This window comes from Pseudomonas sp. FR229a, from assembly GCF_030209115.1.
GTDB lineage: Bacteria > Pseudomonadota > Gammaproteobacteria > Pseudomonadales > Pseudomonadaceae > Aquipseudomonas > Aquipseudomonas moraviensis_A.
Map to the genome: position 1 here is coordinate 1 of NZ_JARVSP010000006.1, position 25,519 is coordinate 25,519.

A 25,519-nucleotide genomic window follows, 5' to 3' on the forward strand; every position below is an offset into this window, starting at 1 on the left:
AACCCGAGCCTGCGAGGGCCGAACGCAGGAGCAAGCCTTTTGGGTTACCTTTTTGCTGGGCCGGCACTCCGGCGTTTGAAAAAGGTGACCCGCCGTAAGGGCGGAACCCTAAGCCGCCGTTACCGCAGCAACGGATATGTACCCGGTCGACCTGCAAAAATCACCGCCTGACCAGACGCCTTCGCGAGCAGGCTCGCTCCCACATTGACAGCGCTCCACGTAACGGATTGATCCGCAACACGCATCAATCCATGCCAACAATGCAATTAACAGATTGTTACATCTGCGCCACCATCCACCTCAATAAAAACCGTGCGCCGCTTCTCCGTAGCGCACGTCATAAAAGCGGTGGAGTACTTTTCTATGACAGCCTCAATCCCTACCAACGGCTCGCGGGCCGGTGCCATCTTCCGGGTGACCTCGGGCAACTTCCTCGAACAGTTCGATTTCTTTCTGTTCGGCTTCTACGCCACGCAGATCGCGGCGGTGTTCTTCCCGGCGAGCAGCGAGTTCGCCTCCCTGATGATGACTTTCGCGGTGTTTGGCGCAGGCTTCCTGATGCGCCCGCTGGGCGCCATCGTGCTCGGTGCGTACATCGATGATGTCGGTCGGCGCAAAGGTCTGATCGTCACCCTGTCGATCATGGCCAGCGGCACGATATTGATCGTGCTGGTGCCCGGATACGAAACCATAGGCTTGTTCGCACCGGCGCTGGTGCTGATCGGCCGGCTGCTCCAAGGCTTCTCCGCCGGTGCGGAACTGGGGGGTGTTTCGGTGTATCTGTCCGAGATCGCCACGCCGGGCCGCAAGGGCTTTTTCACCGCTTGGCAGTCGGCCAGTCAACAAGTGGCGATCATCGTGGCGGCTGCGCTGGGCTACGGTCTGAACCAGTGGATGGAGCCACAAGCAGTGGCTGCCTGGGGCTGGCGCATTCCGTTTTTCGTCGGTTGCATGATTGTTCCGTTCATCTTCTTCCTGCGCCGCAACCTGGCGGAAACCGAAGAGTTCGCCGCGCGCAAACATCGTCCGAGCATGCGCGAAGTATTCCGCACCCTGGGTCAGAACTGGGGCGTGGTGCTTGGCGGGATGTTGATGGTCGCGCTGACCACCACCGCGTTCTACCTGATCACCGTGTACGCGCCGACCTTCGGTAAAACCGTGCTGCACCTGAGCACTTCCGACGCGCTGCTGGTGACGTTGCTGGTGGGTGTGTCGAACTTCTTCTGGCTGCCGATTGGCGGCGCGTTGTCGGACCGCATCGGCCGTCGCCCGGTACTGATCGGCATGGCCCTGCTGGCCCTGGCCACGACTTATCCGGCGCTGTCGTTCCTGGTGCAGGCGCCGAGCTTCACCAACATGCTGCTGTCGTTGTTGTGGCTGTCGTTCATCTACGGTCTGTACAACGGCGCGATGATTCCGGCGCTGACCGAAATCATGCCGGTGGAAGTGCGCGTCGCCGGTTTCTCGTTGGCCTACAGCTTGGCCACGGCGATCTTCGGCGGCTTCACCCCGGCGATGTCGACCTTCCTGATCCAGTACACCGGCGACAAAGCCGCGCCGGGTTACTGGATGAGCATCGGTGCCCTGTGCGCACTGTGCGCCACGCTTTATCTGTACCGCCGTGCCGGTGGTCGTCTGCAACCTGTCGCGGCCTGAGGAAAAACTCGCCATGAAAAAACTCTTTACTGTCACCGCCCTGCTCGCCGGTCTCGCCTTCAACGTCGCGGCCCAGGCCGAAGAACTCAGCGTGATGACCTCCGGTGGTTTCACTGCCGCCTACAAGATCCTCGGGCCGAAATTCGCCGCTGCGACTGGCAACACCCTGACCACCAGCCTCGGCCCGTCGATGGGCAAGGCACCGGAAGCGATCCCCAATCGTCTGGCGCGCGGTGAGCACGCCGACGTGGTGATCATGGTCGGTTACGCCCTTGATGAACTGATCAAACAGGGCAAGGTCGACCCGGCGTCCCGCGTTGAACTGGCGGATTCGCGGATCGGTATGGTGGTGCGTGAAGGTGCAGCGAAACCGGACATCAGCAGCGTCGATGGCCTGAAGAAAACACTGCTCGAGGCGCAATCGGTGGCGTACTCCGACAGCGCCAGCGGCGTGTATATCGAGCAGCAGTTGTTCAAGAAACTCGGTATCGAAGATCAGCTGAAACCGAAAGCCAAGATGATCGCCAAGATCCCGGTCGGTTCGGTGGTTGCCACGGGCGACTATCAATTGGGCTTCCAGCAGGTCAGCGAATTGCTGCCGGTACCGGGCGTGAGCTTCGTCGCGAAGATTCCGGAATCGGTGCAGTCGGTGACGCGTTTTGCCGCGGGCATTCCGGTCAAGGCCGAGCATCCGGAAGAGGCCAAAGCCCTGCTCGCCTACCTCGCTGCACCGGCCGCTCAGGCTGACGTGCAGGCCACCGGACTGGATTCGGTCAAGCGCTGATCGTTGGCGGCTGGACGCGCATCTCGACGACCAGCCGCTCCAGTTCCAATGCCGCCGGGGTCAACGTGCGATCCCGGCGCTTGATGATGCCGACACTGCGCATCACTTGCGGCTCGGTCAGCGGCACCCGCGTCAGGATCGGATGGTCCGGCCCGGGCATCGCCATCAACGGCACCGCCGCCACGCCCAAACCCGCCTCCACCAGGCCGATCATCGTCGTCACGTGCCGCGTCTCGCAGATGCTCTGACGCTGCGGCACCACCCCGCCCAAGGCCTGATCAAGCAGAAAGCGATTGCCCGAGGTCTTGTCCAGCGCGATGTAATCCTGCTGATAGAACTCGTCCCAGCTGACGCTGCTGCGCCCGGCCAGCGGATGATCGCGGCGACAGGCGACGACATAGCACTCCTGCACAAGCGGTTCGAACTCGACTTTGGCATCCTGCGTGCCGAGAAAACTCAAACCGAAATCCGCCTCGCCATTGACCACCGCACTCAACACATCATGCGCGCTGGAATCGAGGACTTTGACTTTGATCCGTGGAAACTGCTGGTGATAGCGCGCGACCACGCGCGGCATGAAGTAGTACGCCGCCGATGGCACACAGGCGACGGTGACATGCCCCAAACGGGTCGAGGCGACTTCGCTGATGCCGAGCAAGGCGATGTCGAGATCATCCAGCAACCGCTCGACGCTAGGCATGAAACCGCGTCCGGCCTGGGTCAGGCTGACCTTGCGCGTGGTGCGCTCGAACAGTTTCACGCCGAGGGCGTCTTCGAGCTTTTCGATGCGCCGACTCAGCGCCGGCTGCGACAGGCGCACGGTGTCGGCAGCCTTGCGAAAACTGCCCTGCTCGACCACCGCGCGAAAGGCTTGCAGGTCGTTGAGGTCGAAGTTGATGGCCATGGCGTTTCCGGAAATTGATGCGCAGGGGTTATGAATGTAACCAGTTGATGCAAATTATTACAGCGACACCGGAAATCCAGTGTAGGAGTGAGCCTGCTCGCGATAGCGGTTTGTCAGTCACGGATGATGTCGACTGTTCCACCGCGATCGCGAGCAGGCTCACTCCTACAAGGGATCTTTGGTGGATCTGAAATCCGGTCAACCCTTATCCTTGCCACCCCCCGCCGTACCCGTAGTCAGGAGTCGTTCCAATGCCCCATGAAGGCAATCTGTTGCAAGCCGCTGTCGTGTTTCTGTTCGCGGCGGTGCTCACCGTGCCTTTGGCCAAACGTCTGCAACTGGGCGCTGTGCTCGGTTATCTGTTTGCCGGGGTGATCATCGGCCCGTCAGTGCTGGGCCTGATCGGTAATCCGCAAAGCGTGGCGCATATTTCCGAGCTGGGCGTGGTGTTGCTGCTGTTCATCATCGGCCTGGAGCTGTCGCCGCGACGCTTGTGGGTGATGCGCAAATCGGTGTTCGGCGTTGGCCTGGCGCAGGTGCTGCTGACCGCGTCGGTGATCGGCGGGCTGGCGCTGTCGGTGTTCGGTCAGCCGCTGAACAGCGCGATTGTGCTGGGCCTCGGTCTGGCGCTGTCTTCTACTGCTTTTGGCCTGCAAAGCCTCGCCGAACGCAAGGAACTGACCAGTCCCCACGGGCGTCTGGCGTTTGCCATTCTGCTGTTCCAGGACATCGCCGCGATTCCGTTGATTGCGCTGGTGCCGATGCTCGCTGGCGTCGATCACCACACCAGCACCGCCGACGATATCCGCCACAGCCTGCAGGTGCTCGGCGGCATTGCTGTGGTGGTGATCGGTGGGCGTTATCTGCTGCGTCCGGTGTTCCGCGTGGTGGCGAAAACCGGCCTGCCGGAAGTGTCCACCGCCACCGCGTTGCTGGTGGTGATCGGCACGGCGTGGCTGATGGATCTGGTCGGTGTGTCGATGGCGCTGGGGGCGTTTCTCGCCGGTCTTCTGCTGGCGGATTCGGAATATCGCCATGAGCTGGAAGCGCAGATCGAACCGTTCAAAGGCCTGCTGCTCGGGCTGTTCTTCATCAGCGTCGGCATGGGCGCCAATCTCAGCCTGTTGTTGAGCGCGCCGATCACCGTGTTGGGCCTTACCCTGCTGCTGATCGGGCTGAAATTGCCGCTGCTGTTTGTCGTCGGGCGTCTGGCCGGCGGGCTGAACAAGATCAGCGCAATTCGCCTCGGTATCGTTCTGGCTGCCGGCGGTGAGTTTGCGTTTGTGGTGTTCAAGATCGGTCGCGATCAGGGCCTGTTCGAGCCGCGTCTGTACGACCTGCTGGTGCTGACCATCACCCTGTCGATGGCGCTGACGCCATTGCTGCTGTTGATCTGCGCGCGGCTGGTCAGCCCGAAAGTGCAGCCGGTGGAAGTGCCGGAAAAATTCCGCGAGATCGACACCGAAGCGCCGCGCGTGGTGATTGCCGGCATGGGCCGGATGGGCCAGATCGTGGCGCGGATTCTGCGAGCGCAGAACATCAAGTTCGTCGCGCTGGACACCTCGGTAGAAACCATCGAACTGTCGCGCAGCTTCGGCGGTGTGCCGGTGTTCTACGGCGACCCGATGCGCCCGGAAATTCTCCACGCGGCGAAGGTTGGCGAGGCGGAATATTTTGTCATCGCCACGGATGATCCGGAGACCAACATCAAGACTGCCGAGGTGGTGCACAAGCTGTATCCGCACATGAAAATCATTGCCCGCGCGCGTAACCGCCAGCACGTGCATCGCTTGATCGATGTGGGCGCGGAGGCGATTCGTGAGACCTACTATTCGAGTCTGGAAATGAGCCGTCGCACATTGGTCGGCCTCGGTCTGACGCAAGCCCAGGCCGATGCGCGGATCAAGCGTTTCAAGCATCACGACGAACAGGTGCTGGAGGCGCAGCACGCCGTTTACGACGACGCCGCCAAAGTCCTGCAGACCGCCCAGGAAGCCCGGGCGGAACTGGCCAAACTGTTCGAATCGGATCAGCTCGAAGAAGAATCCCGCAACACCTGAGCCCTGCACAAAACCTGTAGGAGTGAGCCTGCTCGCGATGGCGATATGTCAGTCGACTTATTCATTACTGACACACTGCTATCGCGAGCAGGCTCGCTCCTACAGGGGATCGGTGTCAGGCCAGTTCTAATTCCAGTGTCGGTTTGACCGGTACCACTTCAAACCGATCCGCGAGAAACGGCGTGATATCCAGCGGCAGCGGCTCGTCATTCACCAGTTTGTCCAGCAACACCCCGGTGATCGCTGACGTCAGAATCCCCGTGCGGAAGTGTCCGCAGGCATTCAGATACCCCTCGACCCCACGCATCGGCCCGAGGATTGGCAGCTCATCCGGCGACCCCGGACGCAGTCCTGCCCAGGTGCGCTTGAGGTTGACGTCCGCCAGCTCCGGCAGGCAGCGCACCGCGCCCTGCACCAGCCCGGCAATCTCCGGGAAGGTGGTGGTGACGTCGAAGCCTTTGTCTTCGGTGGTGCTGCCGATGAGGATTTCGCCATTGTCCTTTTGCGCCACGTAGCAATCGCTGGTGGTCAGACAGCCGTTGAGGATTTTCGGCATTCGCTCGGTCAGTAGAATCTGGCCTTTCACCGGTTTCACCGGAATACGAATCCCCGTCGCCCACTCACTCAGATCCGCCGCCCAGGCGCCGGCGGCGTTGATCAGCGTCTTGCAATGAAACACCCCCGCCTCCGCCGTCTGCACACCCGTGACGCGAGTACCGTGATGCAGCACGCCGGTGACGTTGGTGTTGACGAAGAGGTCGACGCCATTCTGCCGCGCGCCTTCCATATAGGCATCGGCGAGGCGGAACGGGCTGACCTGATGGTCGCAGAGAAACTCCAGCGCCCCGCGCGCCTCATGGCTGACGCTCGGCTCCGCCGCGCGCAACGCCGCTTGATCGAGCCAGCGCACCTGATCGGCCAGATGCGGAATGCACCCGACGATGTGCTCGGCATAGAGCCGGTCTTCGTCGTCATAGATCACGAACTTCAACCCGGTCTTTTCGAACTTGCAATCCATGCCGTGGTTGTCTTTCAGCTCGCGATGCAGCGCCGGGTAAAGAGCGTTGGACTGCAAGGCAAAATCGAAAAAGGATTCCGGCAAGATATGCGGGGTACTGGCGTCTACCGCCACCGCTGCGCCCTGGGTTGCGCGCTTGCGATTGGCCGACATCATGCGAAAGAAGATCACCCCGCAACCGAGGCCGACCGACTCGCCAATCGCCCACAAACCGCCAGCCGAAGCGCGGGTCGCATTGCCGGGGCGCTTGGCGTCGATCAGCGCAACTTTCAGATCTTTGCGCTTGGACAATTGGTAGGCGCAGGACGCGCCGATCACGCCGCCACCGGCAATGACCACGTCGTAGAACTTACTCATGGCAAGCGCCCTCCTTGCCGAGGGACTGGAACGCGGAAAACGGTACCGGATCAATCGGGAAACGCGGCCGCAGCCAGCCGACATCCTGACGTCCGGTGGCCTGACGCAGGCGATCACTGCAATAGCCGACGCACATCCGCCCCTGACAATCGCCCATGCTCACGCGGGTGCGCATTTTCAGGCTGGCGATGTCTTGCACGCCCTGCTCCAGCGCCAGGTCGATGTCAGCGCGGGTCGCGTGTTCGCAGCGGCAAATCACCGTGTCGGCCGCAGGCAGAGCAATCTGACCGACGCCGCGCTCGGTGTAGCGATCCACCGCCGCACGAAAGCGCACGATGGCTCTGAGTTTGCTCGCGAAGCGATCGCGGCGCACGCGGGCCAGTTCGGCGTCGAGCACGCCGCGTTGCAGCAGGATGGAAGTGGCGGCGATCCTGCCGGCCAGCATCGCCGCTTCACCACCACGGATCCCGCCCATGTCGCCGGCCAGATGCACATGCGCCACGTTGCTTTGTTGCCAGTCATTCGCGTGGGCACGCAGGTAGCCGTCGTCGCTGAAACCATGATCGAGGCCCATCTGCTGGCTCAATTGCGTGCGCGGGATAAAACCGTAACCGACCGCCAGCGTCTGCGCTTCGAAGCGTTCGACCCGCGACAGATCCGCCTCCCAGGTCGCCGAATACGGCGCGACGCTGACGCTTTTCAACTCGCCTTCACCGTGGGCTTCCACCACACCCCAGCCGTAGTGCATCGCAATGCCGTGCAATTTCAGATAAGCGAGCATGCTCAAGCCGTCGAGGAACAGTTGCGGCTTGTTCAGCAGCGCCAGACTCTCCCGGGCGATCTTGCCGAACGCACAAGCCTCGTACACCCCGGCGACGCGCACGCCGGAGGCATGCAATTGCGTCGCGACCAAGGGCAGCAGCGGCCCGGTGCCAGCGATGATCACCGGCCCTTGCGGCTTGACCACGCCACTCTTGATCTGCAATTGCAGACCGCCAAGCAGGATCACTCCCGGCAACGTCCAGCCGGGAAACGGCACGCTGCGTTCGTGACAACCGGCAGCCAGCAGCAGCTGCGGATAAGCGATCTCGTGCAGCTGTTCATCGCCGTCAAGCACCACCATTGCGCGAGTGCCTTCGGCGCCTACCACACGATGGTTGAGGCGCACATCGATCAGCCCCGACTGCTGCTGAAATTCACCGTGCAGTTTGTCCAGCGCTTCCGAGTAACGCGGCCCGAGATAATCCAGTTGCACGCCATCGCGCAACGGCCCGCGATACACCACCCCACCGAGGCGCGAGGCCTCTTCGAGCAAGGTGCAGCGCACCCCATGACGCGCCAGCTCGATGGCCGCCGCCATCCCCGCCGGCCCGCCGCCAACAATCAACGGTTGCAGGCTCATACGACCTCCTGCGCGACGACGCGGTTGACCTGGGTTTCAACCAGCATGCCGTCACGCACCACGGTCTGACAGGCGCGGCGCTTGTGGCGACCGTTGATTTTCACCAGACAGCACTGGCACACGCCCATGCCGCAATAGGCGCCGCTGATCTGATCGTGATCGTTGCGTGCGATCTGACGCACGCCGAGGGACTGGATGACGCTGAGGACGGTTTCGCCGATAGCGGCGCTGACCGCTTGGCCATTGATGTGCACGGTCATGTCCGCCTGCACCAAGGGCTGGATATCGAAGGTTCTTTCTAGGCAGTTCATTACGGTGTTCGTCCGTGAAGATTCGGTTGAGGTTGTGTCAGCTCCTTGCTGCACTACGCCTCGTCGACGCTTTTATTGCTGTGTTTTCAACGTCGACGCGGCTACTTCGTCAGCGCAACAAGGTGCGCGACAAGCACTGTAGCTCATACCTCAGCAAAGGCCTGGGTCATTTACGGTAGGTGATATCGCCAGGCGAAATACTGATCCAGGCCAATGAAATTGGCGGGACGGGCAACGATCAATTGGAGAAGACGAACTGGCCTTTGATTTTCTTTGCGCCGAAGAAACCAAGGTCGGGGAACAGCAGGTTTTTCAGCCAGGCCACGTAGAAAATCATCGCCAGGGTGATTGCCACGCCGATCACCGTACCGGTCGGGTCATCCCCGTATTCCTTGAACATGCGCGGAACCTGGCTGATCGAGAGCACCACGTACACCGTGTAAGCATGAGCCGCGTTGCGATAAAAACCCCAGGCAAAGAGCAAAGGCACGCCACCGGCGAACAAACCAAGTCCGATGGCAAAACCGGTACTGATGGTCAGCCCGAGGAGATAGCCACCCACCAGACCGATCAGGGCCTGAACGTAAGTCAGTCCGAGGAGGATCTTGATCTTGCCGGCGTGGCGTTCGAGCAGATCCGGATCCGGGCGCGAACCGATCAGATAGGCCAGCGCCTTGTCTTTCAGCGCTCCACCGGAGAAGGCCTTGAAAGTTTCGGTTTTCGAGCGCCCGGCATCGAGCATTTCGGCGACCTGGCGTTTGATTTCCTTCTTGTCCAACTGACTCATCCTTAAAGTGAAAAAGCGGAACGCCCGCTTTGCGCGGGGATTTTCGCTTTTGGCCCCGCAGAAAGCAAAAAGCCGCTTTCACCCGAAGATGAAAGCGGCAGAGGCATCCTGCCTCAGAGGGATCAGTGTACGAACAGGGCGATCAGGATGATGATCGGGATCGGTACGCCGAGGAAGAACAGCAGTAATGAGCGCATGGTGACTCTCCTTTTTAACGAACCGGAGTGGTAGTGGTGTAGGTGTCGACTTCAACGTACTCGACCGCATCGCGACGACGACCGCCGAAAGTGGCTGCGAGGCTGGCGAAGAACGCACCGGCCAGCAGCGCTACGAACATCCACAGCGAGGTGTAGGCAGCGACTTTCGCGGCGGTGTCAGCTGCTTGCTGAGCTTTCAGTTTCGCGTCAGCGATGGCTTTCTGCGTGTTGGCGTAGATCTCGTCGACACGACGCTCGGCATCGGCCTGGCTCAGGTTGGTACGTTGCGACACCAGTTGTGCGAGGTAGGTGCGATCCTCGGCGCTGAGCTGACCGTTGGCCAGGCTCTGGGCGAAGATGCGGGTCACGGTGCCGCGGGCGGCGTCGTCGCTGACGGCAGCAGGACGATCATCGCGGAACAGACTGTCGACGAAGTAGCCGTACTGATCGCTGTCAGTGTTGGCAGCAGCCGAGCCGGCGGCCTGGCTCATCGCACCGGCAGCACCGCCGACTACATTGGCACCGGCCTGCACACCACCGCTGACGACGCTGCTCACCGAACCGACAACCAGCACAGCCGTGACCAGCGTAGCGACGCACCAGGCGAGGAAGCCGTGGGCGGTGTCGCGGAAGTAGACTTCGTCACCGTGCATGTTGGCCCACTTCACGCGCAGACGGCCGGCAATATAGCCGCCCATGCCGGAGGCAATGATCTGCGTTACCGCCAGCCAGACAATCGTCGAAATGCCCAGGCCTTTGGCGCTGACGCCCTCTCCGGCCCACGGTGATACAGCCGAAAAGCCCAGGCCGAAGCCGAGCAGTACCAGAATCATCGACAGTGCTGCGGCAGCCGCTGCACCCGCGAAGATCGCGCCCCAGGACACGCCTGAGACACTGCTCGACTCTTCCACGGCAGGATAATAGCCATCAGGGGATCTGTTCATTGTTGTGCTGCTCCAGGCATGAAAAATGGTGTTACAACTCGTCAAGTGAGGAATTGCAGTGACCGTGCCAGTTACAACATCTAAATAAACCCTTGTTTTTCAATGCTTTATAAAAGATGAACTTCTGAGGACGTTGCAAATTGCAACACCTGCCGAAATACAGCGGGTTTTATGCATTGGCTTGGTCGATCATTTTCGCTTGTAGCTCTTTTTCCCGCTGGGCGTCAGGCAATACACCCCACCACGGGGTCCTGTGCAAAATGAGCTGGTTCCGCAGGCGCAGCCATCGTCGCTTTGCAGGAAGTTTTGCGGTCGCGCCTCCTGGCGCTCGCCAAACATTGCCGCGCAGCTCTTCTTCGAACCGCTGATGGAGCCGTCATTGCACAGAAACAGATCGCCGTCGCAACGGTCAATCCCGCCTTTTTTGCCGGAACAAGGGGTATTGGCCGCCTGAACGAGAATGCTGGTAAACAGCAGCAAGAGCAGGACCATTGGTTTCCAGCCACGGCGAATCAATTTAGTCACAGCCCTACTCCTGTTAGATTTATGGCCAGATGATATCAATCTTCCGACAACCAAGGATCCCGACCCGGCGAATGGCAGCGACAACATGAAAGTTAATTTAAAGCGTCACGGTAATTTCTTGGCAAAATGCTGCCATTCCGTTTGAACCGATCAGCAGGCCTGCCTATGACTCGTATCTTGACCATCGAAGACGACGCCGTGACCGCGCGGGAAATCGTCGCCGAACTGAGCAGCCACGGGCTGGACGTCGACTGGGTCGACAATGGCCGCGAAGGCCTCGACCGCGCCGTCAGCGGCAACTATGACCTGATAACCCTCGATCGCATGTTGCCCGAGCTCGATGGCCTGGCGATTGTCACCACGTTGCGTACCATGGGCGTGGTGACGCCGATTCTGATGATCAGCGCCCTCTCCGATGTCGATGAGCGCGTGCGCGGCTTGCGCGCGGGTGGCGATGACTACCTGACCAAGCCGTTCGCCACCGATGAAATGGCCGCGCGGGTCGAAGTGTTGCTGCGCCGGCAGAACAGTGTTGCCACCCAGGCCACCACGCTAAAAGTCGCCGACCTCGAACTCGACCTGATCAGCCACGAAGCCCGCCGCGCCGAGCAAGTGCTGACGCTGCTGCCGACCGAATACAAACTGCTGGAGTTTCTGATGCGCAACAGCGGCCAGATTCTTTCGCGAATGATGATCTTCGAGGAGGTCTGGGGCTATCACTTCGATCCGGGCACCAACCTGATCGACGTGCACATCGGCCGTCTGCGCAAGAAGATCGACGCTGCGGGCCATGTTCCGCTGATCCGCACGGTACGGGGCTCGGGCTATGTCATTGCCGAACCCGTCTGACGGCTGGCGCTCCTCCAGCAGTCGCTTGCTGGCGCTGTACAGCACGCTGTTCGTGGCCTGGAGCGCGATCCTCATGGGGGTCATGTACTACGAGGTGTCCGGCTACCTCGACAAGCTCGCCAAACACTCGTTGATGCAACGTCAGCACCTGTTCTCGCACTTTCGCGGCGAGCAGCTGGAAGACGCCCTCGCCGCCAGCATGACCTTCGACATTCGCGGCATCGACGCCTACGGTCTGTTCGACGCCCAGGGCAATTACCTGGGCGGTGCGCTGCAACAAATCCCCGAAGGACTGCCGCTGGACGGCAAGATCCACATGCTCGCCGAGTGCGCCGATTCCGACGACCCGACCCTGCCAAGCGACAGCTGCGACGCGGTGGCCACACAAACCCGTGACGGGCGCTGGCTGGTGTTGCTGCGCGACAATGGCTCGTTGTTTGCGGTCACCCGGATCATTCTGCACGCGTTGTTCTGGGGCGTGTCACTGACGATCCTGCCGGGCATCGCTGGCTGGCATCTGCTGCGGCGCCGGCCGTTGCAGCGCATTCGGGCGATTCAGAACAGCGCCCAGGCGATCGTTGCCGGTGACCTGACGCACCGTTTGCCGCTGTCCAATCGCCGCGACGAACTGGACATGCTCGCCGCCATCGTCAACGCCATGCTCGAGCGCATCGAGCGCTTGATGAACGAGGTCAAAGGCGTCTGCGACAACATCGCCCACGATTTGCGCACCCCGCTGACCCGCTTGCGCGCGCAGTTGTATCGCATGCAGCAACAGGCCGGCGAAGGCTCGCAGGAAGCGGCGCAACTGGATCTGGTACTGGCTGAAGCGGATACGCTGATGGCGCGGTTTCGTGGTCTGTTGCGGATTTCCGAACTGGAAGATCGCCAGCGTCGTTCCGGCTTTGTCGAGCTTGATCCGGTGCAACTGCTGGAAGAGTTGCACGAGTTCTACCTGCCGCTGGCCGAGGAAGGCGATCTGCGTTTCCAGTTGAACATGCCGGAGACGCTGCCGCCGCTCAATGGCGACCGGGCGTTGTTGTTCGAAGCGCTGGCGAATCTGCTGAGCAACTCGATCAAATTCACCCCGCCCGGCGGCACGGTGATGCTGCGTGGGGTCAATGCGAACGGGCAGACGCGGATCGAGGTGCATGATTCAGGGCCGGGGATTCCCGAGGCTGAACGTGGGGCGGTGTTTCAGCGGTTCTATCGCACTGAAGGTGGCCAGCCGCAAAGTGGTTTTGGCCTCGGACTGTCGATCGTCGCGGCGATTGTCAGCCTGCACGGCTTCAGTCTTGAGGTCGGCGGCAGTGATCTGGGTGGGGCGAAACTGGTGCTGGATTGCCGGCAGAGTTTGATTGAAAACTCCTGATTCCGAACTTGAAACGCACCCCCCCTGTAGGAGTGAGCCTGCTCGCGATTGCGGTGTGTCAGTCAACATAGGTATCGACTGGGACGACGCTATCGCGAGCAGGCTCACTCCTACAGGGGGTTGCGGTGTCATCTGGTTGGGTAATTGGCCCGCAGGGCATCGAGCCCGCCCTGATAGATGCCGTTGAACAACGCCACCACTTCTTCATCGCTCACGCCGACCGCGTTGAAGCGCCCCGACCACGTCACCCGCGCCCCCTGCCCTTGGGCTTCAACCCTGATCGTCGCCAGGTAATCACTGGCCGGGAACGGCGCCTGTTCGATCGAATAGCTGTACGTTCGAGCGGCGTTATCGAAGGTCTGCAGACGTTCGACCACCACGCCGCCGTCAGCGGTCTTCAGGGTGCGTACGCGCCCGCCTTCGCTCAGTTCGCTGTTGGTGATCAATGGCAGCCAGTCCGGCAGCGTGTTGAAGCCGCCGATCAATTGCCAGACCTGATCGGCCGAGACCGGGATGTCGATGGTTGCGGATGCTGTTGGCATAAAACCTCTCTTTTGAAAAATTCAGATAGTCAGGCTGTCGACCACACCGCCATCGACGCGCAACGCGGCGCCAGTGGTGGCCGAGGACAGCGGCGAAGCGATGTAAGTCACCAGATGCGCCACCTCCGACACATCCGCCACGCGCTGGATGATCGAGGTCGGACGCGCCTTGCGCACAAAGGCGTCGGCTTCGTCACGCAGGTCGCGCCCGGACTCGGCGGCCGCGTCCTTGAGCATGTCCTGCAGGCCATCGGTAAAGGTCGGCCCCGGCAGGATCGCATTGACCGTGACTCCGGTGCCAGCCAGACGTTTGGCCAGGCCGTGGGACACTGCGAGGTTGGCACTTTTGGTCACGCCGTAATTGAGCATGTCCGCCGGCGTCGCCACGCCGGATTCCGATGACAGGAAGATCACCCGGCCCCAACCCTGCTCGACCATCGCCGGCACGTAATGCCGCGCCAGGCGCACGCCGGAAATCACGTTGACCTCGTAGAAGCGCGTCCACTCGCTGTCGGGCGTTTCGAAGAAATCGACGTCGTTGAAGATGCCGAGGTTGTTCACCAGAATGTCAGCGCGCGGCTCAGCGGCGAAGAGTTTTTCCGCGCCCTCGGCGGTGCCCAGATCAGCGGTCAAACTGCGCAGCTGCGCGCCCGGCACGGCTTGGCGAATACTCGCCAGCGCCTGCTCGACCTTGGCCGTGTCGCGACCGATCACCACCACCGTGGCCCCGGCTTCGGCCAGCGACTGGCTGATGCCCAGACCGATGCCGGCGGTACTGCCGCTGACGATGGCCAGTTTTCCACTCAGATCAATCTTCATGCGTTTACCTCATTGGCAAGGGGTTTCACCGCGCTCGACTTTGGCGACGATTTCAGAAGCATGGATCAGCGTAGTTGCGATATTGCCGGCATGATTGAGCTGCCGACCGGTGACGGGGATGTTGCCTGGTTCGAGAATTTTCTGCGCCTGGCAGAACGCAGCCCCTCACCCTAGCCCTCTCCCGGGGGAGAGGGAACCGACCGAGTTGTGCTGAATTTGCCGTCGACCTGAAAGACCATAGCGATTATGGATTCAGAGAAGACCTTTCACGTCGGCGTATTACCTGAATATCCCCCGGTCAGTCCCCTCTCCCTCCGGGAGAGGGTTAGGGTGAGGGGCTTTTCAGAAAAGATCAGATTTCGGTCAGGCGAAGCAAACCCTCGCTGTCGACCCTGACGCCGATCGCATCGTAACTGGCCAACGTAGCGTGAGCCGTTTCAATCGGATGCTGATGCGTAGTGGTGATGACCATCAACGCCGCGCCCGCTGCTTCCGCAGCCTGAATACCAACCGTCGCGTCTTCAAAAATCAGACAGTCAGCCGGCTCGACCCCCAGCTTTTTCGCCGCCAGCAGATACCCCGACGGATCAGGCTTGCCGGCCTTCACATCTTCAGCCGTGATCATCACTGCCGGCTCCGGAATCCCCGCCGCCGCCATCCGGCGCAGAGCCAGATCCCGCGGCGCCGACGTCACCATCGCCCAGCGATCTTTCGGCAGACCATTGAGAAACGCCGCTGCCGCAGGAATTTCGACAATGCCTTCAACATCTTCGATTTCCGCAGCGGTAATGAACGCCGCCTGTTGCTCGGCATCCACGCCCGGCAGATTGAGGCGGGTGATCGTGTCGATCGCCCGCGCGCCATGGATGGTCGGCAAAAACGTCTCGACCTCCACGCCATGGCGCACCGCCCACGCTGACCAGATGCGCTCGGCGGCGGCGATGGAGTTAAGGACGGTGCCGTCCATGTCGAACAGAAACGCAGCGAATGCGCGATCAAAAACCGATGCTTGTGCAGACAAAAGAGCAAATCCTCTGACAGATGGCCGGGGCAGACAGGCCCGGCAATGTAGCACTTGTCAATGCAGCTGCGGATGCGGAGCCTTGGATTTGAACGCACTTTCCACACAGTCGAGCAACTGACCGATCGCCCACGGTTTCTTGATGAACGCCACCGAATGCTTGACCCCGGAGGTCTCCGGCGTTTCATAGCCGGACATGACCATCACCGGCTTTTCCGGCCAGCGATCGCCGACCAGATTCGCCAGGTCGGCGCCGTTAAGCTTGCCGGGCATGGTGATGTCGGTCAGCAATAGTGCGACGTTCGCCGCGTGTTCTTCCAGATACAGTGAGGCGGCGTCGGCGCTGGTTTGCGGTTCGACCTTGAACCCTTCCTCCTGGAGAATTTCGCAGAGAAACTCCAGAATCAACGGATCGTCCTCGACAACCAGAATCAACCCGCCAGGAAGGTGCGCGCTCGACGTAGATGTAGGGCACATGAACAGCACTCCCCCGAATTACATTTTTTGAATAGCGGTTTTGAATCCGCTGCTTATCTGGTATGAGCAGCGCGTGTTGTAGAAATTCATTTTTGATACAGCAGATTTCTCCAAGGTGTTGTTTTTCGAAGTGCAGCGGCCGTCTGCAACCCTCATTTGTGGTTAAAATGCCGGCCCTTTGAAAGGCCGAACCGTAATCCATGAACCCTGAAGCCCTCGCCACCCTCCACGCCCATTTGCTGCCCGCGCTGGCAGCGGCACCCAGCGAAACCCGCCGTTTGTTTCATGGCCGCGGGCGCTGCTGGCCGGAGCTGGAACAGCTGACCGTGGACTGGTTGCATGGCGTGGTGCTGGTGTCGCTGTTCAAGGAGCCAGTGCCTGATCAATTGCAACATCTGAGGGATTCACTGTTGCAACTTGCCGCCTCACGCGAATGGCAGCAGTCCGGCGCGCGAACCCTGCTGATCCAGCATCGTTACCTGCCGCAAAGCACAGCGGAATGGCTGATCGGCGAGGAAATCGAGGAAATGACCATCGTCGAGGGTGGCTTGCAGTACCGCGTCGATCTGGGCCGCAAGCAAAACACCGGTCTGTTTCTCGACATGCGTTACGGCCGCAACTGGGTGCGCGAACAAGCGGCGGGCAAGCGGGTATTGAACCTGTTCGCTTACACCTGCGGCTTTTCCGTAGCAGCGATCGAGGGCGGCGCCAGTCATGTGGTCAATCTCGACATGTCCCGCGCGGCCCTGAGCCGTGGTCGCGACAATCATCGGCTGAACGGCCACGACCTGAGCAAAGTCAGCTTCCTCGGTCACGACCTGTTCAAGTCCTGGGGCAAGGTGATCAACAGCGGCCCGTACGATCTGGTGATCATCGACCCGCCGTCGTTCCAGAAAGGCAGTTTTCTGCTGACCAAGGACTATCAACGTGTGCTGCGCCGCTTGCCGGAACTGTTGACCGCGCAAGGCACGGTGCTGGCGTGCATGAACGATCCGTCGTTCGGTTCGGACTTTCTGATTGACGGCGTAACCCAGGAAGCGCCAAGCCTGCGCTTCGAACAACGACTGGAAAATCCGCCGGAGTTTCCCGATATCGACCCAGAAAGTGGCCTGAAAGCCCTGGTCTTCCAGCGCATCAGCTGACACAACAGCAATCCCCTGTAGGAGTGAGCCTGCTCGCGATAGCGGTGTGTCAGTCAGCAAATGGTTAACTGACACACCGCTATCGCGAGCAGGCTCACTCCTACAGGGGGAGGTGCTCAGCAGACCTCAGCGCGAATCGACCGCCATGCCGCCTGCGCAAGCATTTCGCGATAGTCCGTCGGGCTGCCTTTCACCCGCCCTGCCAGCCAGGCCCGGCAGTAACTGTCCGCCTGCCCGATGATCAGCGATGGCAGCAGTTCGGCAGGCAATTCCTGAAGCTCGGCAGCGCGACCCGGTTCGGCCAACCACTGGCGCAAGCGCAGATTGCGCGTCTTGTTGCGCTCGGCCAGTTCGTCCTTGAACGGGCCTTTGGTTACGGCGAAGCGTGCGTGGTACTGGAATCGTGCCCACTGCGGCTGTTGCTCGACCCAGTCGACATAGCTGAATACCAGCGCCTGCACGCCTTCTTCGGTGGTATTGGCCGCGTCCAGATACGCGTCCCGCAAACGCCCTTGATCCTCCAGCGCAGTGAAAAAAAGCGCCGCGACCAGCCCTTCCTTGTTGCCGAAATGGTGATAGATCGCGCCAACGCTGGTGTCGCATTCGGCGCGAATCATCTCGATGGTGGTCGCCTCGATCCCCTGTTCATTGAACAGGCTCAGGGCCTTGCGAAAGATATCGCGTTTGAGTTCGGCGCGGCGGCCGGGGTAGCTGCGTTCGAGTAGATCGGCGGTGTCCATGCTGCTTGTGGTCCGAGAACAAATTTTGAATAAGGCGTTGAGTGCCCGCGAATAAATCGCGCCTAGGTTGACAGATTTGCCGCGAACAGAATACCGTTCCGTTACAGAACATTATTCTGTAACGGAACATCATTCTGTAAAACCCTAAACGAGGCTTTCCATGAGTCAATCTCTCAGCATGTTCAACAGTGTCGGCCCTGATGCATTCAGCAAAATGGCCTGCCAATTCGCTCCGTACTTCAGCAGCATCAATCCGCTGATCTCCGAGCTGCGTCCGAATGCCGCCACGGTGCAGGTGCCGTTTCGCAAGGAAATCACCAATCACCTCGGCACGGTGCATGCGATCGCCATGTGCAATGCGGCGGAACTGGCCGGCGGAATGATGACCGACGTATCCATCCCGGCCGGCGCGCGCTGGATTCCCAAAGGCATGACCGTGGAATACCTGGCCAAGGCGAAAACCGACGTCACCGCCGTGGCCAGTGCTGAAGGCGTGGATTGGCAAAGCGATGGCGACAAGGTGGTCAACGTCGACATTCACGATACCGAAGGCAAGAAAGTCTTCACCGCGCGCATCACCATGAACGTCAAGCTCGGTTGAGATTGCAGCACAAAAAAGCCCTTGCTGCGGAGTGCGCGGCAAGGGCTGTTTATTGGCGGTGGATCAGTGCAGGGCCAGGCGCTGGCGGACAAATTCTTCTACGTGGCGACTGGTCTGATCCAGATGCCGGTCGCGTTGTTTTTCCGCATCGAGCATCGCGCGCTTGCCGTTCTTCTGCAGCAGGTAGGTGTGAATCTGCTGCACTTCCAGCGAACGGTAGATGGGCGTGGTGTCGATAAAGCCGCGCAAGCCATTGCTTCGATAATGCCGCGTGCTCATCAGCACCTGCGTCTCGCGCTGGCCGATCACTTCAAACCCCAGCGCCTCGAAGTACGGCACCTTGCCGATGCTGCAGGCCAGCTCCGCATGCGGATAGCGCCCGACCATGTGCGCGAGCATCGCCCGCGCCACCCCCTGACGCCGATGCCCCTCCCGCACCGCCATATAAGCGACGCTACACGCCTCCCAATCGCCCTGCACCGGCAGACAGATGAGAAACCCGATGACCTGCTCCGGATCCTCATCGTCAGTGGCCACCAGCAACTCCACCTCGGTACCCTTCTGGCCATTCAAGGCTTCGAGGTACAGATGCACCTCGTAACCGACCGCGTACTGATAAACGTTGTACAGCAGATTGCTCGGGCCGAGGCCCACCGCGCTGATGTCGGTGAGGTAGTCGACGACCATTTGCAGGATCTGGCTGTTGACGCTTTCGGGGCATGGGGAGGTGTAGTGGGTGATGCGTGGCATGAGCAAACTCCGGCGGTAAAAAACGTTGCCGATGATCAGAGCCGTCGACGAACCGCGACATCATACCGTGACAGGATCGGTCGCCGTTTAAAGATCCGGTGCCGAAGGCCGATGTAACGATCACCCTTCATTTCACCACCAAGGATCGGGCCATGTATTACCCGCGCGAAGCCGCAAAAGATCATCTTTACAACCGCATCGTCATGCTCACCGTCGCCTGCTGCGTGGTCTTGTTATTGGCCGGCATGGCGCGCCATCAGGGCATTCTGTATGCGCTGCTGAATTTCAACGGCGCGCAAACCGACGGCACTGTCACGCAGTTGGAAGCGATCATGATGAACAAGAACGGCAAGATCATTCACTATCGCTACGCCGACGAACACGGCCAGCTTCATGAAGGTGATTTCGTCGACGAACGCTACGCCGAACACACCCAGTACGAACTCAACGGCCCGATTGCCCTATTGGTCTCGCCATGGATGCCGGAAAAAAGCGCCATCGCCACCCAGCTGCAAAGCTACCGCGCAGGTTTTTACATCATGACCGGCGGTGTGATCCTCGCCCTGCTGTTCCTGCTGATTTCCGGTCGGACGTTCTGGCAGATTCAGGCGATGAAGGAACAAGACCGGTACTACTGAACGGTCACTGTTGCGGCGCCACTACTCTGAATCTGATGTTGATGTCCCTGGACACCACGCTGTCCGCCCACTCCCCCGCTCCGAGGCCGAACTCGTCGCGATTGAGCACCAGCTCGCCGTCGAAAATACCGATGGCGTTGTCCGGTTTCAGCTCAACCGGAACTTCGACCTCGCGAGTGATTCCCTTGAGCGTGAGCTGACCGGCGATCTGGTAACGGTGCTCGGCCACCTGAGTGAAACGGCTGGATTCGAACACCGCAAGCGGGAATTTCTCGGTGTCGAACCAGGCCGGTTTAACCAGCTCGGTATTGGCGTCTTCGCTTCCGGCGTCGATGCTGCTGAGGTCGATATGCAATATGGTGCGGGCGGTGGCGAGGTTGTCGGTGTCGAAATCCAGCATCGCCTCGAACCTGCCGAAGGTGCCGTACATCCGCGAGCCCATCTGCTGGTAGGTGAAGCTGATCTGGCTGGCGCTGGTGTTGACGCGCGTATATTGGGCAGCCTGCGCGCCGGCCGTGGCACCGAGCCAGAACGCGGCAACCAGCAGCAATCGCATCGACATGGAGTTCTCCGGGCGTCGCGCGCCGTCCAGGGCCTTGGTTGACTTAAGCAAACAACCGCCCGTTGTGCCAGCCCCTATATCAACCGCTCGATCTTCTGATGCTTCCAGACCAGTCGGTAATACAGCGTCTGTAAAACAAGCATCCCCAGGTAGGCAACCGGAAACGCCATCCAGACACCCTGCAAACCGAACTGCCCGTCCAGCCAGTACGCCGCCGGCAGTTGCACGCCGACCACGCAGATAATCGAAATGAACACTGGCACCAATACCGTGCCGCTGGCGCGCATGATGCCGCCGATGATCGCCTGGAAACCGAATACCAGAAGGCTCCAGAGCATGATGTGCAACAGGTGCTCGGCCATGGCCCGGGTCGAGTCTTCGGTGAGGAACAGGCCCAGCAACCAGTGCGAAAGCAGATAGCCCAGCACAATCAGGCCGCCGGTCAGGCACACGTTGATCAACAACCCGGTGCGCAGGATTGGGCTCATACGCTGCAGATGTCCCGCGCCGATCGCCTGGGCGCCGAGAATCGATGCGGTGATCGCAATCGACAGCGCCGGGAATTGCACGTAATTGACGATCTGCGTCACCGCGCCGTAGGCCGCTGTCGCTTGCGAGCCATGCTGATTGACCAATGCCAGGATTACCAGCTCCGACAACGACAGCACGATCATCTGCACTCCGGTCGGCAGGCCGATGCGCAAGACCTTGCCAAGGATCACCCGGTCCAGGCGCAGCGCTGCAAAGAATTCTCGGTCCGGCGCCAGCGGATGGCCGTTGCGGATCAGCCGCCATGCCAGCCAGGCCATCGCCGCCAGATTGCCAGCCAGCCCGGCATAGGCTGCGCTCTGGATGCCCAGTGGCGGCAAACCAAGCCAGCCGCGAATCAGCGCCGGCGTCAGCGCCAGCCCCACCGCGGTTGAGACGATCAGTGCGAGCAGTGGCGACAACGTATCGCTGACCCCGCGCAGCAATTGGGTGAACAGCACGAATACCAACAGTGACGGCAAAATCCACAGCATGACGTGGGCATAGTCCACCGCATCGTCGAGCACATCCGCCGGCGTGCCCAGCCCCGTCAGTGCCTGTCGCGCAAATACGCTGCCCAGCACTGCCGCGACCAGGCCGATCAACACTCCCAACAGCAACGTCGCTCCGGCAATCGCTTTGACCAGATGCGTTTCACGCGCGCCCCACGCCTGGCCGATCAGCACGCCCGCGCCAGCGCCGAGGCCGATGACCAGGGCAATGAAAAAGAACACAACGGGGAACATCCCGGACACTGCCGCCAGCGCTTGAGTGCCGAGCATCTGGCCAATGTAGATACTGTTGACCGTGCCGGACATCGACTGCAGAAAATTCGACAGCACCATCGGTGCGAGAAACAGCAGATAGGTTTGCCAGAGGGGCTTGGCGAAGGTGGCGCTTTGCATTGAATGGAGGTCCATCTCGACGGCGGCAGGCCTGATTGACGATAGCTTCGGTGAGTTGTGTGCAGCGTGCAATCAACATTTCCAATCGGTGTTGATCGCCTGTTTTGCATTTGTGTAAATGCCGGAGACCGCTTTGTGTCAGTGTGCGGCTGTGGTAAATCACGGTTCTTCCGACAGGTACTTATTGAGGCTCGGCTCATGCGTAAGGTTGCAAATTTTCTGGTCACTACCCTCCTCGCGTTGTTCGCCGCGTGTACTCAGGCCGCCGCACCTGCAGCGGCACCCGACTCGTTGAAACCTTTACTCGCCACCCTGAACGAACGCTTGAACATCGGTGATCTGGTTGCACTGACCAAGTGGGACAGCGGCAAACCGATTCAGGACAGCCCGCGTGAGGCGCAAGTCATCGCCAACGCCCGAACGCTGGCCGCCGAACACAAACTGGACCCGGACGATGTCGCGCAGCTGATCGCCGCACAGATGGAAGCGAACAAACTGGTGCAGTACGGTCTGCTCGCGCAATGGCAGGCGGCAGGTGCGGCACCGGACACTCCGCGCCCGGACCTGGCGAAACAGATACGCCCGCGCCTGGATGAACTGCAAAAGAGTCTGTTAAGGCAGTACGCCGGGTTCGCGCCCTATCGGCAGGATCCGAATTGCCCGTCATGGCTGGCCAATGCCCGCAGCGGTCTGGCCGCCGACGCGTTGCATGACCTGGCGCTGATCCGTGCCAGCGGCGAGTTGTGCATACGGACCAAAACGCTCTGAGTCGCGAGTCAGAGCAAACATCATCGGCGTCGATGTTCACCATCACGTCAATGAAGTTCTCATAAAAACTGCGCGGCGTAACATCGGCTCCAGACAAACAAACAACTTCCTGGAGCACACGATCATGAAACGCCAAATCCTTCTCGGCATCGCTTTCTCGGTTTTCGCAGTCAATACTTTTGCCGCAACGCCCGTGCACACTCTGGTCGCTGAAGGCGGCTCGGACAAGCTGATCGAAAGCCGCTTGGCTGAGGGTGGTTCCGATCGTCTGATCGAACGCCGCGTTGCCGAAGGTGGCTCTGATCGTCTGATCGAACGCCGCGTTGCCGAAGGTGGCTCGGATCGTCTGATCGAACGCCGCGTTGCCGAAGGTGGCTCGGATCGTCTGATCGAACGCCGCGTTGCCGAAGGTGGCTCGGATCGTCTGATCGAGCGCCGCGTGGCCGAAGGTGGCTCGGATCGTCTGATCGAGCGCCGCGTGGCCGAAGGTGGGTCTGATCGTCTGATCGAACGCCGCGTGGCCGAAGGTGGGTCTGATCGTCTGATCGAACGCCGCGTTGCCGAGGGTGGTTCTGATCGTCTGATCGAGCGCCGCGTGGCATGAATCAATTGCACTACTGCAGCATCCATGAAAAAGCCCGGCCTGATCAGCCGGGCTTTTTTGCACTCAGCCGTCGCTTATTGCGCGGTTTTCAGCTTGACCACGTCGCCGGAAATCGTGGTGGTGTAGCCGGTCAGAACCCAGGCCCAGAACCAGTTTTCCTGAACCTGCGTATTGATCATTGCATCGCCGCCCTTGGCTTTGATGGCCGCGTCTTGCGCGCGTACGAAGCGGCTGTTCTGGCGGATCGGGATGACGCCAAACAGCAGCAGACCGGTGGCCGACGCTTCGCTGTGGCCAACCACGGTGTACTGGTTGCTGTCGTAATGTGAGGTTTTCATCGGGGCGCCGGTGCAACCTGCCAGAACCACACCGAACAGTGCGGCGGCGACTACTTTGCTGAGGTATTTCACAGTAAAACTCCATGGGGGAACGCCCGGGATCCATCTCTCGGACGGCGCGCACTTTAACGCAAATGCTGGCTCATTAGCATCAGGCATCTTGCATTTCTATGAACCCGTTCGCTGGCCGGGCGTCGGGGATGTCGCATACCATGGCGCCACTTCAATAAAGACAGACACCCGCCTCCATGTTCAAAGCCAGTCTGCGTAGCCATCTCACTCTCTGGTTCGGCGGTTTGTCCCTGCTGACGCTGCTGAGTGTGGGTTTTTATGTCGGTCACATCGCCACTGAACAAATGAAACAGGCCAGCGGCAACGCCTTGCTGAACACGGCACGGTCGGCGGCGACGTTATTGGGAGAGCAACTGCGCGAACGGCAGTTGGAGGTTTACCTGCTCAGCCGCGCCCCGCATCTGGAGCGTGGCGATCTGGACAATCCAGCCATCCTCAAATCGATGCAACTGCGCACCCAGGCGCGCGCTGAATATGCGTGGATGGGCGTCACCGATGCCGAGGGCAATGTCCGTCAAGCGGTAAATGATCTGCTGGTCGGCCAATCGGTGCAAAAACGTCCGTGGTTCCAGATCGGCTTGCGCCGGCAATACACCGGTGATCCCCACGAAGCGGTGTTACTGGCGAAGTTGTTGCCGGGCCTGCCCAATGGCGAGCCGCTGCGCTTTATCGACTTCGCCGCGCCGATCCATAATGCCGAAGGTCAGGTGATTGGTGTACTGGGCGCGCATGCGCACTGGAGCTGGGTGACGCGCATCGTCGATTCGGCGGCGTTTTCCTATAAAAATTCGGCGCCGGATGTCGAGGCACTGATCGTCGACCACGATGGCAAGGTGCTTTACCCCGAAGCGCTGATGGGCCAGCAACTGGCGACCAGAGGTTCGGTAACGCCAGGCTGGACGGCGGCCAACGGTTACCTGACCAGTATGGTCACCGTGCCGACACCATCGGGTACGGCGCTGTCGTGGTCGATCGCCATCCGTCAGCCCTTGGAGACGGCCCTGCAACCGGCGCGAACGCTGCTATATGAATTGCTGATACTCGGCGTATTCGCCGCCATCGTTTTCGGGCTGGTGGCTTATTACCTCGCGCTGTACCTGAGCCGCCCGATCGAACAACTCGCACGCTCGGCGAAACAGGTGCAGAACAACCAGACCGGCGCACACTTCCAACTGCAGCATCCAGTGCTGGAAATCGCCCAGCTCGGCCAGTCCATCGATGCGATGACCCAATCGCTGCTCGGCAAGGAACGCGAGCTGCAGGAAGCCAACGCTTCTCTGGAAGCTACCGTGGCGCAACGCACCGCCGCGCTCACCGAAGCCAACGCCGAGCTGCTGAGCCTGGCAACACACGACGGCCTGACCGGCGTTTACAACCGCCGCCGGTTTGACGAAAAAATCACTGAGTACTCATTGCTGTCGCGACGCACCGGGCGTCCGTATGCCCTGCTGCTGATCGATGCCGACCACTTCAAACGCATCAATGACAGCCACGGCCACGCGGTGGGTGATGAGGTCCTGCAACAACTGGCGACATTGATTCAGAACAGCGTGCGCAGCACCGATTTCGTCGCGCGTTACGGTGGAGAAGAGTTCGCCGTACTGCTACCGGAAGTCGCGCAACCCGACACCCCGGAAGTCGTCGCCGAGAAAATTCGTACGGCAGTGGCCGAAGCGGACTTTCCCGGCGTCGGCAGCGTGACCGTGAGTATCGGTCTCGGCCTGGCAGATCCGGCAGACAACAACCACACGGCCCTGATCAAACGTGCCGATCAGCAGCTGTACCAGGCGAAGGCTGCGGGGCGTAATCAGGTGGCGTTTCACGTCCACTGACATTGGCGTATATC

General features: G+C 60.5%; 27 protein-coding genes. 11 read left to right on the top strand and 16 right to left on the bottom strand.

Annotated elements, in window-relative coordinates:
* Positions 1-363: 363 nt before the first annotated feature.
* Both QRN33_RS04460 and QRN33_RS04465 read left to right on the top strand, forming a co-directional pair.
* Positions 364-1,656: an MFS transporter gene (locus tag QRN33_RS04460; RefSeq protein ID WP_016775219.1), complete on the top strand. Its 1,293-nt coding sequence runs from the start codon at positions 364-366 to the stop codon at positions 1,654-1,656.
* 13 nt (positions 1,657-1,669) lie between these two features.
* A complete protein-coding gene (locus QRN33_RS04465; RefSeq protein WP_285407363.1) occupies positions 1,670-2,440 on the top strand; it encodes a substrate-binding domain-containing protein in 771 nt (256 codons plus the stop codon).
* Here the strand turns inward: QRN33_RS04465 and QRN33_RS04470 are convergent.
* Positions 2,430-3,344 carry a LysR family transcriptional regulator gene (locus tag QRN33_RS04470; protein WP_064363592.1) on the bottom strand — a complete coding sequence of 305 codons (915 nt, stop codon included), beginning with the start codon at positions 3,342-3,344 and terminating at the stop codon, positions 2,430-2,432. The two genes, QRN33_RS04465 and QRN33_RS04470, sit on opposite strands and share 11 nt — an antisense overlap.
* Before the next feature lie 251 nt (positions 3,345-3,595).
* Here QRN33_RS04470 and QRN33_RS04475 point away from each other — a divergent pair, with 251 nt between their 5' ends.
* Positions 3,596-5,404, top strand: a complete 1,809-nt coding sequence (locus QRN33_RS04475) for a monovalent cation:proton antiporter-2 (CPA2) family protein (protein ID WP_064363593.1) — start codon at positions 3,596-3,598, stop codon at positions 5,402-5,404.
* A 115-nt stretch (positions 5,405-5,519) separates the two neighbouring features.
* Here the strand turns inward: QRN33_RS04475 and hcnC are convergent, their stop codons facing one another.
* From hcnC to QRN33_RS04505, 6 genes are all read right to left on the bottom strand, one after another.
* Positions 5,520-6,779 carry a cyanide-forming glycine dehydrogenase subunit HcnC gene (gene hcnC / locus QRN33_RS04480; protein ID WP_285407364.1) on the bottom strand — a complete coding sequence of 420 codons (1,260 nt, stop codon included), beginning with the start codon at positions 6,777-6,779 and terminating at the stop codon, positions 5,520-5,522.
* Positions 6,772-8,181 (bottom strand): cyanide-forming glycine dehydrogenase subunit HcnB, encoded by a 1,410-nt coding sequence (gene hcnB, locus QRN33_RS04485; RefSeq protein ID WP_285407366.1) that lies wholly within the window; start codon positions 8,179-8,181, stop codon positions 6,772-6,774. Before hcnB ends, hcnC begins: the two co-directional genes overlap by 8 nt.
* Complete coding sequence (locus QRN33_RS04490; RefSeq protein ID WP_042609268.1) at positions 8,178-8,492, bottom strand: (2Fe-2S)-binding protein; 315 nt, start codon at positions 8,490-8,492, stop codon at positions 8,178-8,180. The genes hcnB and QRN33_RS04490 overlap by 4 nt, the downstream gene beginning before the upstream one ends.
* 238 nt (positions 8,493-8,730) lie before the next feature.
* Positions 8,731-9,270, bottom strand: a complete 540-nt coding sequence (locus tag QRN33_RS04495) for a hypothetical protein (RefSeq protein ID WP_042609267.1) — start codon at positions 9,268-9,270, stop codon at positions 8,731-8,733.
* A 220-nt stretch (positions 9,271-9,490) separates the two neighbouring features.
* Positions 9,491-10,420 carry a hypothetical protein gene (locus tag QRN33_RS04500; RefSeq protein WP_016775227.1) on the bottom strand — a complete coding sequence of 310 codons (930 nt, stop codon included), beginning with the start codon at positions 10,418-10,420 and terminating at the stop codon, positions 9,491-9,493.
* A gap of 189 nt (positions 10,421-10,609) precedes the next feature.
* Positions 10,610-10,912 (bottom strand): YdcA family protein, encoded by a 303-nt coding sequence (locus tag QRN33_RS04505; protein WP_064363598.1) that lies wholly within the window; start codon positions 10,910-10,912, stop codon positions 10,610-10,612.
* Positions 10,913-11,110: 198 nt separating this feature from the next.
* Between QRN33_RS04505 and QRN33_RS04510 the strand changes: the two genes are divergently transcribed.
* Together QRN33_RS04510 and QRN33_RS04515 are read left to right on the top strand one after the other, a co-directional pair.
* Complete coding sequence (locus QRN33_RS04510; RefSeq protein ID WP_083352472.1) at positions 11,111-11,794, top strand: response regulator transcription factor; 684 nt, start codon at positions 11,111-11,113, stop codon at positions 11,792-11,794.
* Positions 11,772-13,166, top strand: a complete 1,395-nt coding sequence (locus QRN33_RS04515; RefSeq protein WP_285407373.1) for a sensor histidine kinase — start codon at positions 11,772-11,774, stop codon at positions 13,164-13,166. Before QRN33_RS04510 ends, QRN33_RS04515 begins: the two co-directional genes overlap by 23 nt.
* A 128-nt stretch (positions 13,167-13,294) precedes the next feature.
* Here QRN33_RS04515 and QRN33_RS04520 read toward each other — a convergent pair whose 3' ends face one another.
* The 4 genes from QRN33_RS04520 to QRN33_RS04535 form a co-directional block, all read right to left on the bottom strand.
* On the bottom strand, positions 13,295-13,708 hold the full coding sequence (locus QRN33_RS04520; protein ID WP_285407374.1) for an SRPBCC family protein: 414 nt from the start codon (positions 13,706-13,708) through the stop codon (positions 13,295-13,297).
* 21 nt (positions 13,709-13,729) lie between these two features.
* Positions 13,730-14,527: an SDR family NAD(P)-dependent oxidoreductase gene (locus tag QRN33_RS04525; protein ID WP_285407376.1), complete on the bottom strand. Its 798-nt coding sequence runs from the start codon at positions 14,525-14,527 to the stop codon at positions 13,730-13,732.
* A gap of 352 nt (positions 14,528-14,879) precedes the next feature.
* Positions 14,880-15,548 carry an HAD-IA family hydrolase gene (locus tag QRN33_RS04530; protein ID WP_285407378.1) on the bottom strand — a complete coding sequence of 223 codons (669 nt, stop codon included), beginning with the start codon at positions 15,546-15,548 and terminating at the stop codon, positions 14,880-14,882.
* Between the two features lie 57 nt (positions 15,549-15,605).
* Positions 15,606-16,025, bottom strand: a complete 420-nt coding sequence (locus QRN33_RS04535) for a response regulator (protein WP_042609260.1) — start codon at positions 16,023-16,025, stop codon at positions 15,606-15,608.
* A 200-nt stretch (positions 16,026-16,225) separates the two neighbouring features.
* Here QRN33_RS04535 and QRN33_RS04540 point away from each other — a divergent pair, with 200 nt between their 5' ends.
* Positions 16,226-17,167, top strand: a complete 942-nt coding sequence (locus QRN33_RS04540; RefSeq protein WP_285407381.1) for a class I SAM-dependent methyltransferase — start codon at positions 16,226-16,228, stop codon at positions 17,165-17,167.
* A 116-nt stretch (positions 17,168-17,283) separates the two neighbouring features.
* On the opposite strand, the gene QRN33_RS04545 is transcribed toward QRN33_RS04540, so the two are convergent.
* Positions 17,284-17,907 (bottom strand): TetR/AcrR family transcriptional regulator, encoded by a 624-nt coding sequence (locus QRN33_RS04545; RefSeq protein WP_285407383.1) that lies wholly within the window; start codon positions 17,905-17,907, stop codon positions 17,284-17,286.
* Positions 17,908-18,067: 160 nt separating this feature from the next.
* Here QRN33_RS04545 and QRN33_RS04550 point away from each other — a divergent pair, with 160 nt between their 5' ends.
* The gene (locus QRN33_RS04550) at positions 18,068-18,508 is read left to right on the top strand and encodes a hotdog fold domain-containing protein (protein ID WP_042609257.1); all 441 of its coding nucleotides are present in this window, start codon (positions 18,068-18,070) and stop codon (positions 18,506-18,508) included.
* Between the two features lie 63 nt (positions 18,509-18,571).
* Here QRN33_RS04550 and QRN33_RS04555 read toward each other — a convergent pair whose 3' ends face one another.
* A complete protein-coding gene (locus QRN33_RS04555) occupies positions 18,572-19,258 on the bottom strand; it encodes a GNAT family N-acetyltransferase (RefSeq protein WP_285407385.1) in 687 nt (228 codons plus the stop codon).
* Positions 19,259-19,410: 152 nt separating this feature from the next.
* Between QRN33_RS04555 and QRN33_RS04560 the strand changes: the two genes are divergently transcribed.
* The gene (locus QRN33_RS04560) at positions 19,411-19,896 is read left to right on the top strand and encodes a DUF3592 domain-containing protein (RefSeq protein ID WP_083354302.1); all 486 of its coding nucleotides are present in this window, start codon (positions 19,411-19,413) and stop codon (positions 19,894-19,896) included.
* A gap of 4 nt (positions 19,897-19,900) precedes the next feature.
* Here the strand turns inward: QRN33_RS04560 and QRN33_RS04565 are convergent, their stop codons facing one another.
* A complete protein-coding gene (locus tag QRN33_RS04565) occupies positions 19,901-20,458 on the bottom strand; it encodes a YceI family protein (RefSeq protein ID WP_285407388.1) in 558 nt (185 codons plus the stop codon).
* A 74-nt stretch (positions 20,459-20,532) separates the two neighbouring features.
* Positions 20,533-21,891 carry an MATE family efflux transporter gene (locus QRN33_RS04570; protein WP_064363607.1) on the bottom strand — a complete coding sequence of 453 codons (1,359 nt, stop codon included), beginning with the start codon at positions 21,889-21,891 and terminating at the stop codon, positions 20,533-20,535.
* A 198-nt stretch (positions 21,892-22,089) separates the two neighbouring features.
* Here QRN33_RS04570 and QRN33_RS04575 point away from each other — a divergent pair, with 198 nt between their 5' ends.
* Positions 22,090-22,659, top strand: coding sequence for a chorismate mutase (locus QRN33_RS04575; RefSeq protein WP_285407390.1), 570 nt, complete (start codon positions 22,090-22,092; stop codon positions 22,657-22,659).
* 124 nt (positions 22,660-22,783) lie between these two features.
* Positions 22,784-23,263 (top strand): phage infection protein, encoded by a 480-nt coding sequence (locus QRN33_RS04580; RefSeq protein WP_083352467.1) that lies wholly within the window; start codon positions 22,784-22,786, stop codon positions 23,261-23,263.
* Positions 23,264-23,337: 74 nt separating this feature from the next.
* Here the strand turns inward: QRN33_RS04580 and QRN33_RS04585 are convergent, their stop codons facing one another.
* Positions 23,338-23,673 carry a hypothetical protein gene (locus tag QRN33_RS04585; RefSeq protein WP_042609250.1) on the bottom strand — a complete coding sequence of 112 codons (336 nt, stop codon included), beginning with the start codon at positions 23,671-23,673 and terminating at the stop codon, positions 23,338-23,340.
* Between the two features lie 176 nt (positions 23,674-23,849).
* Here QRN33_RS04585 and QRN33_RS04590 point away from each other — a divergent pair, with 176 nt between their 5' ends.
* Positions 23,850-25,505, top strand: coding sequence for a sensor domain-containing diguanylate cyclase (locus tag QRN33_RS04590; protein ID WP_285407393.1), 1,656 nt, complete (start codon positions 23,850-23,852; stop codon positions 25,503-25,505).
* The last annotated feature ends 14 nt before the right edge of the window (positions 25,506-25,519 follow it).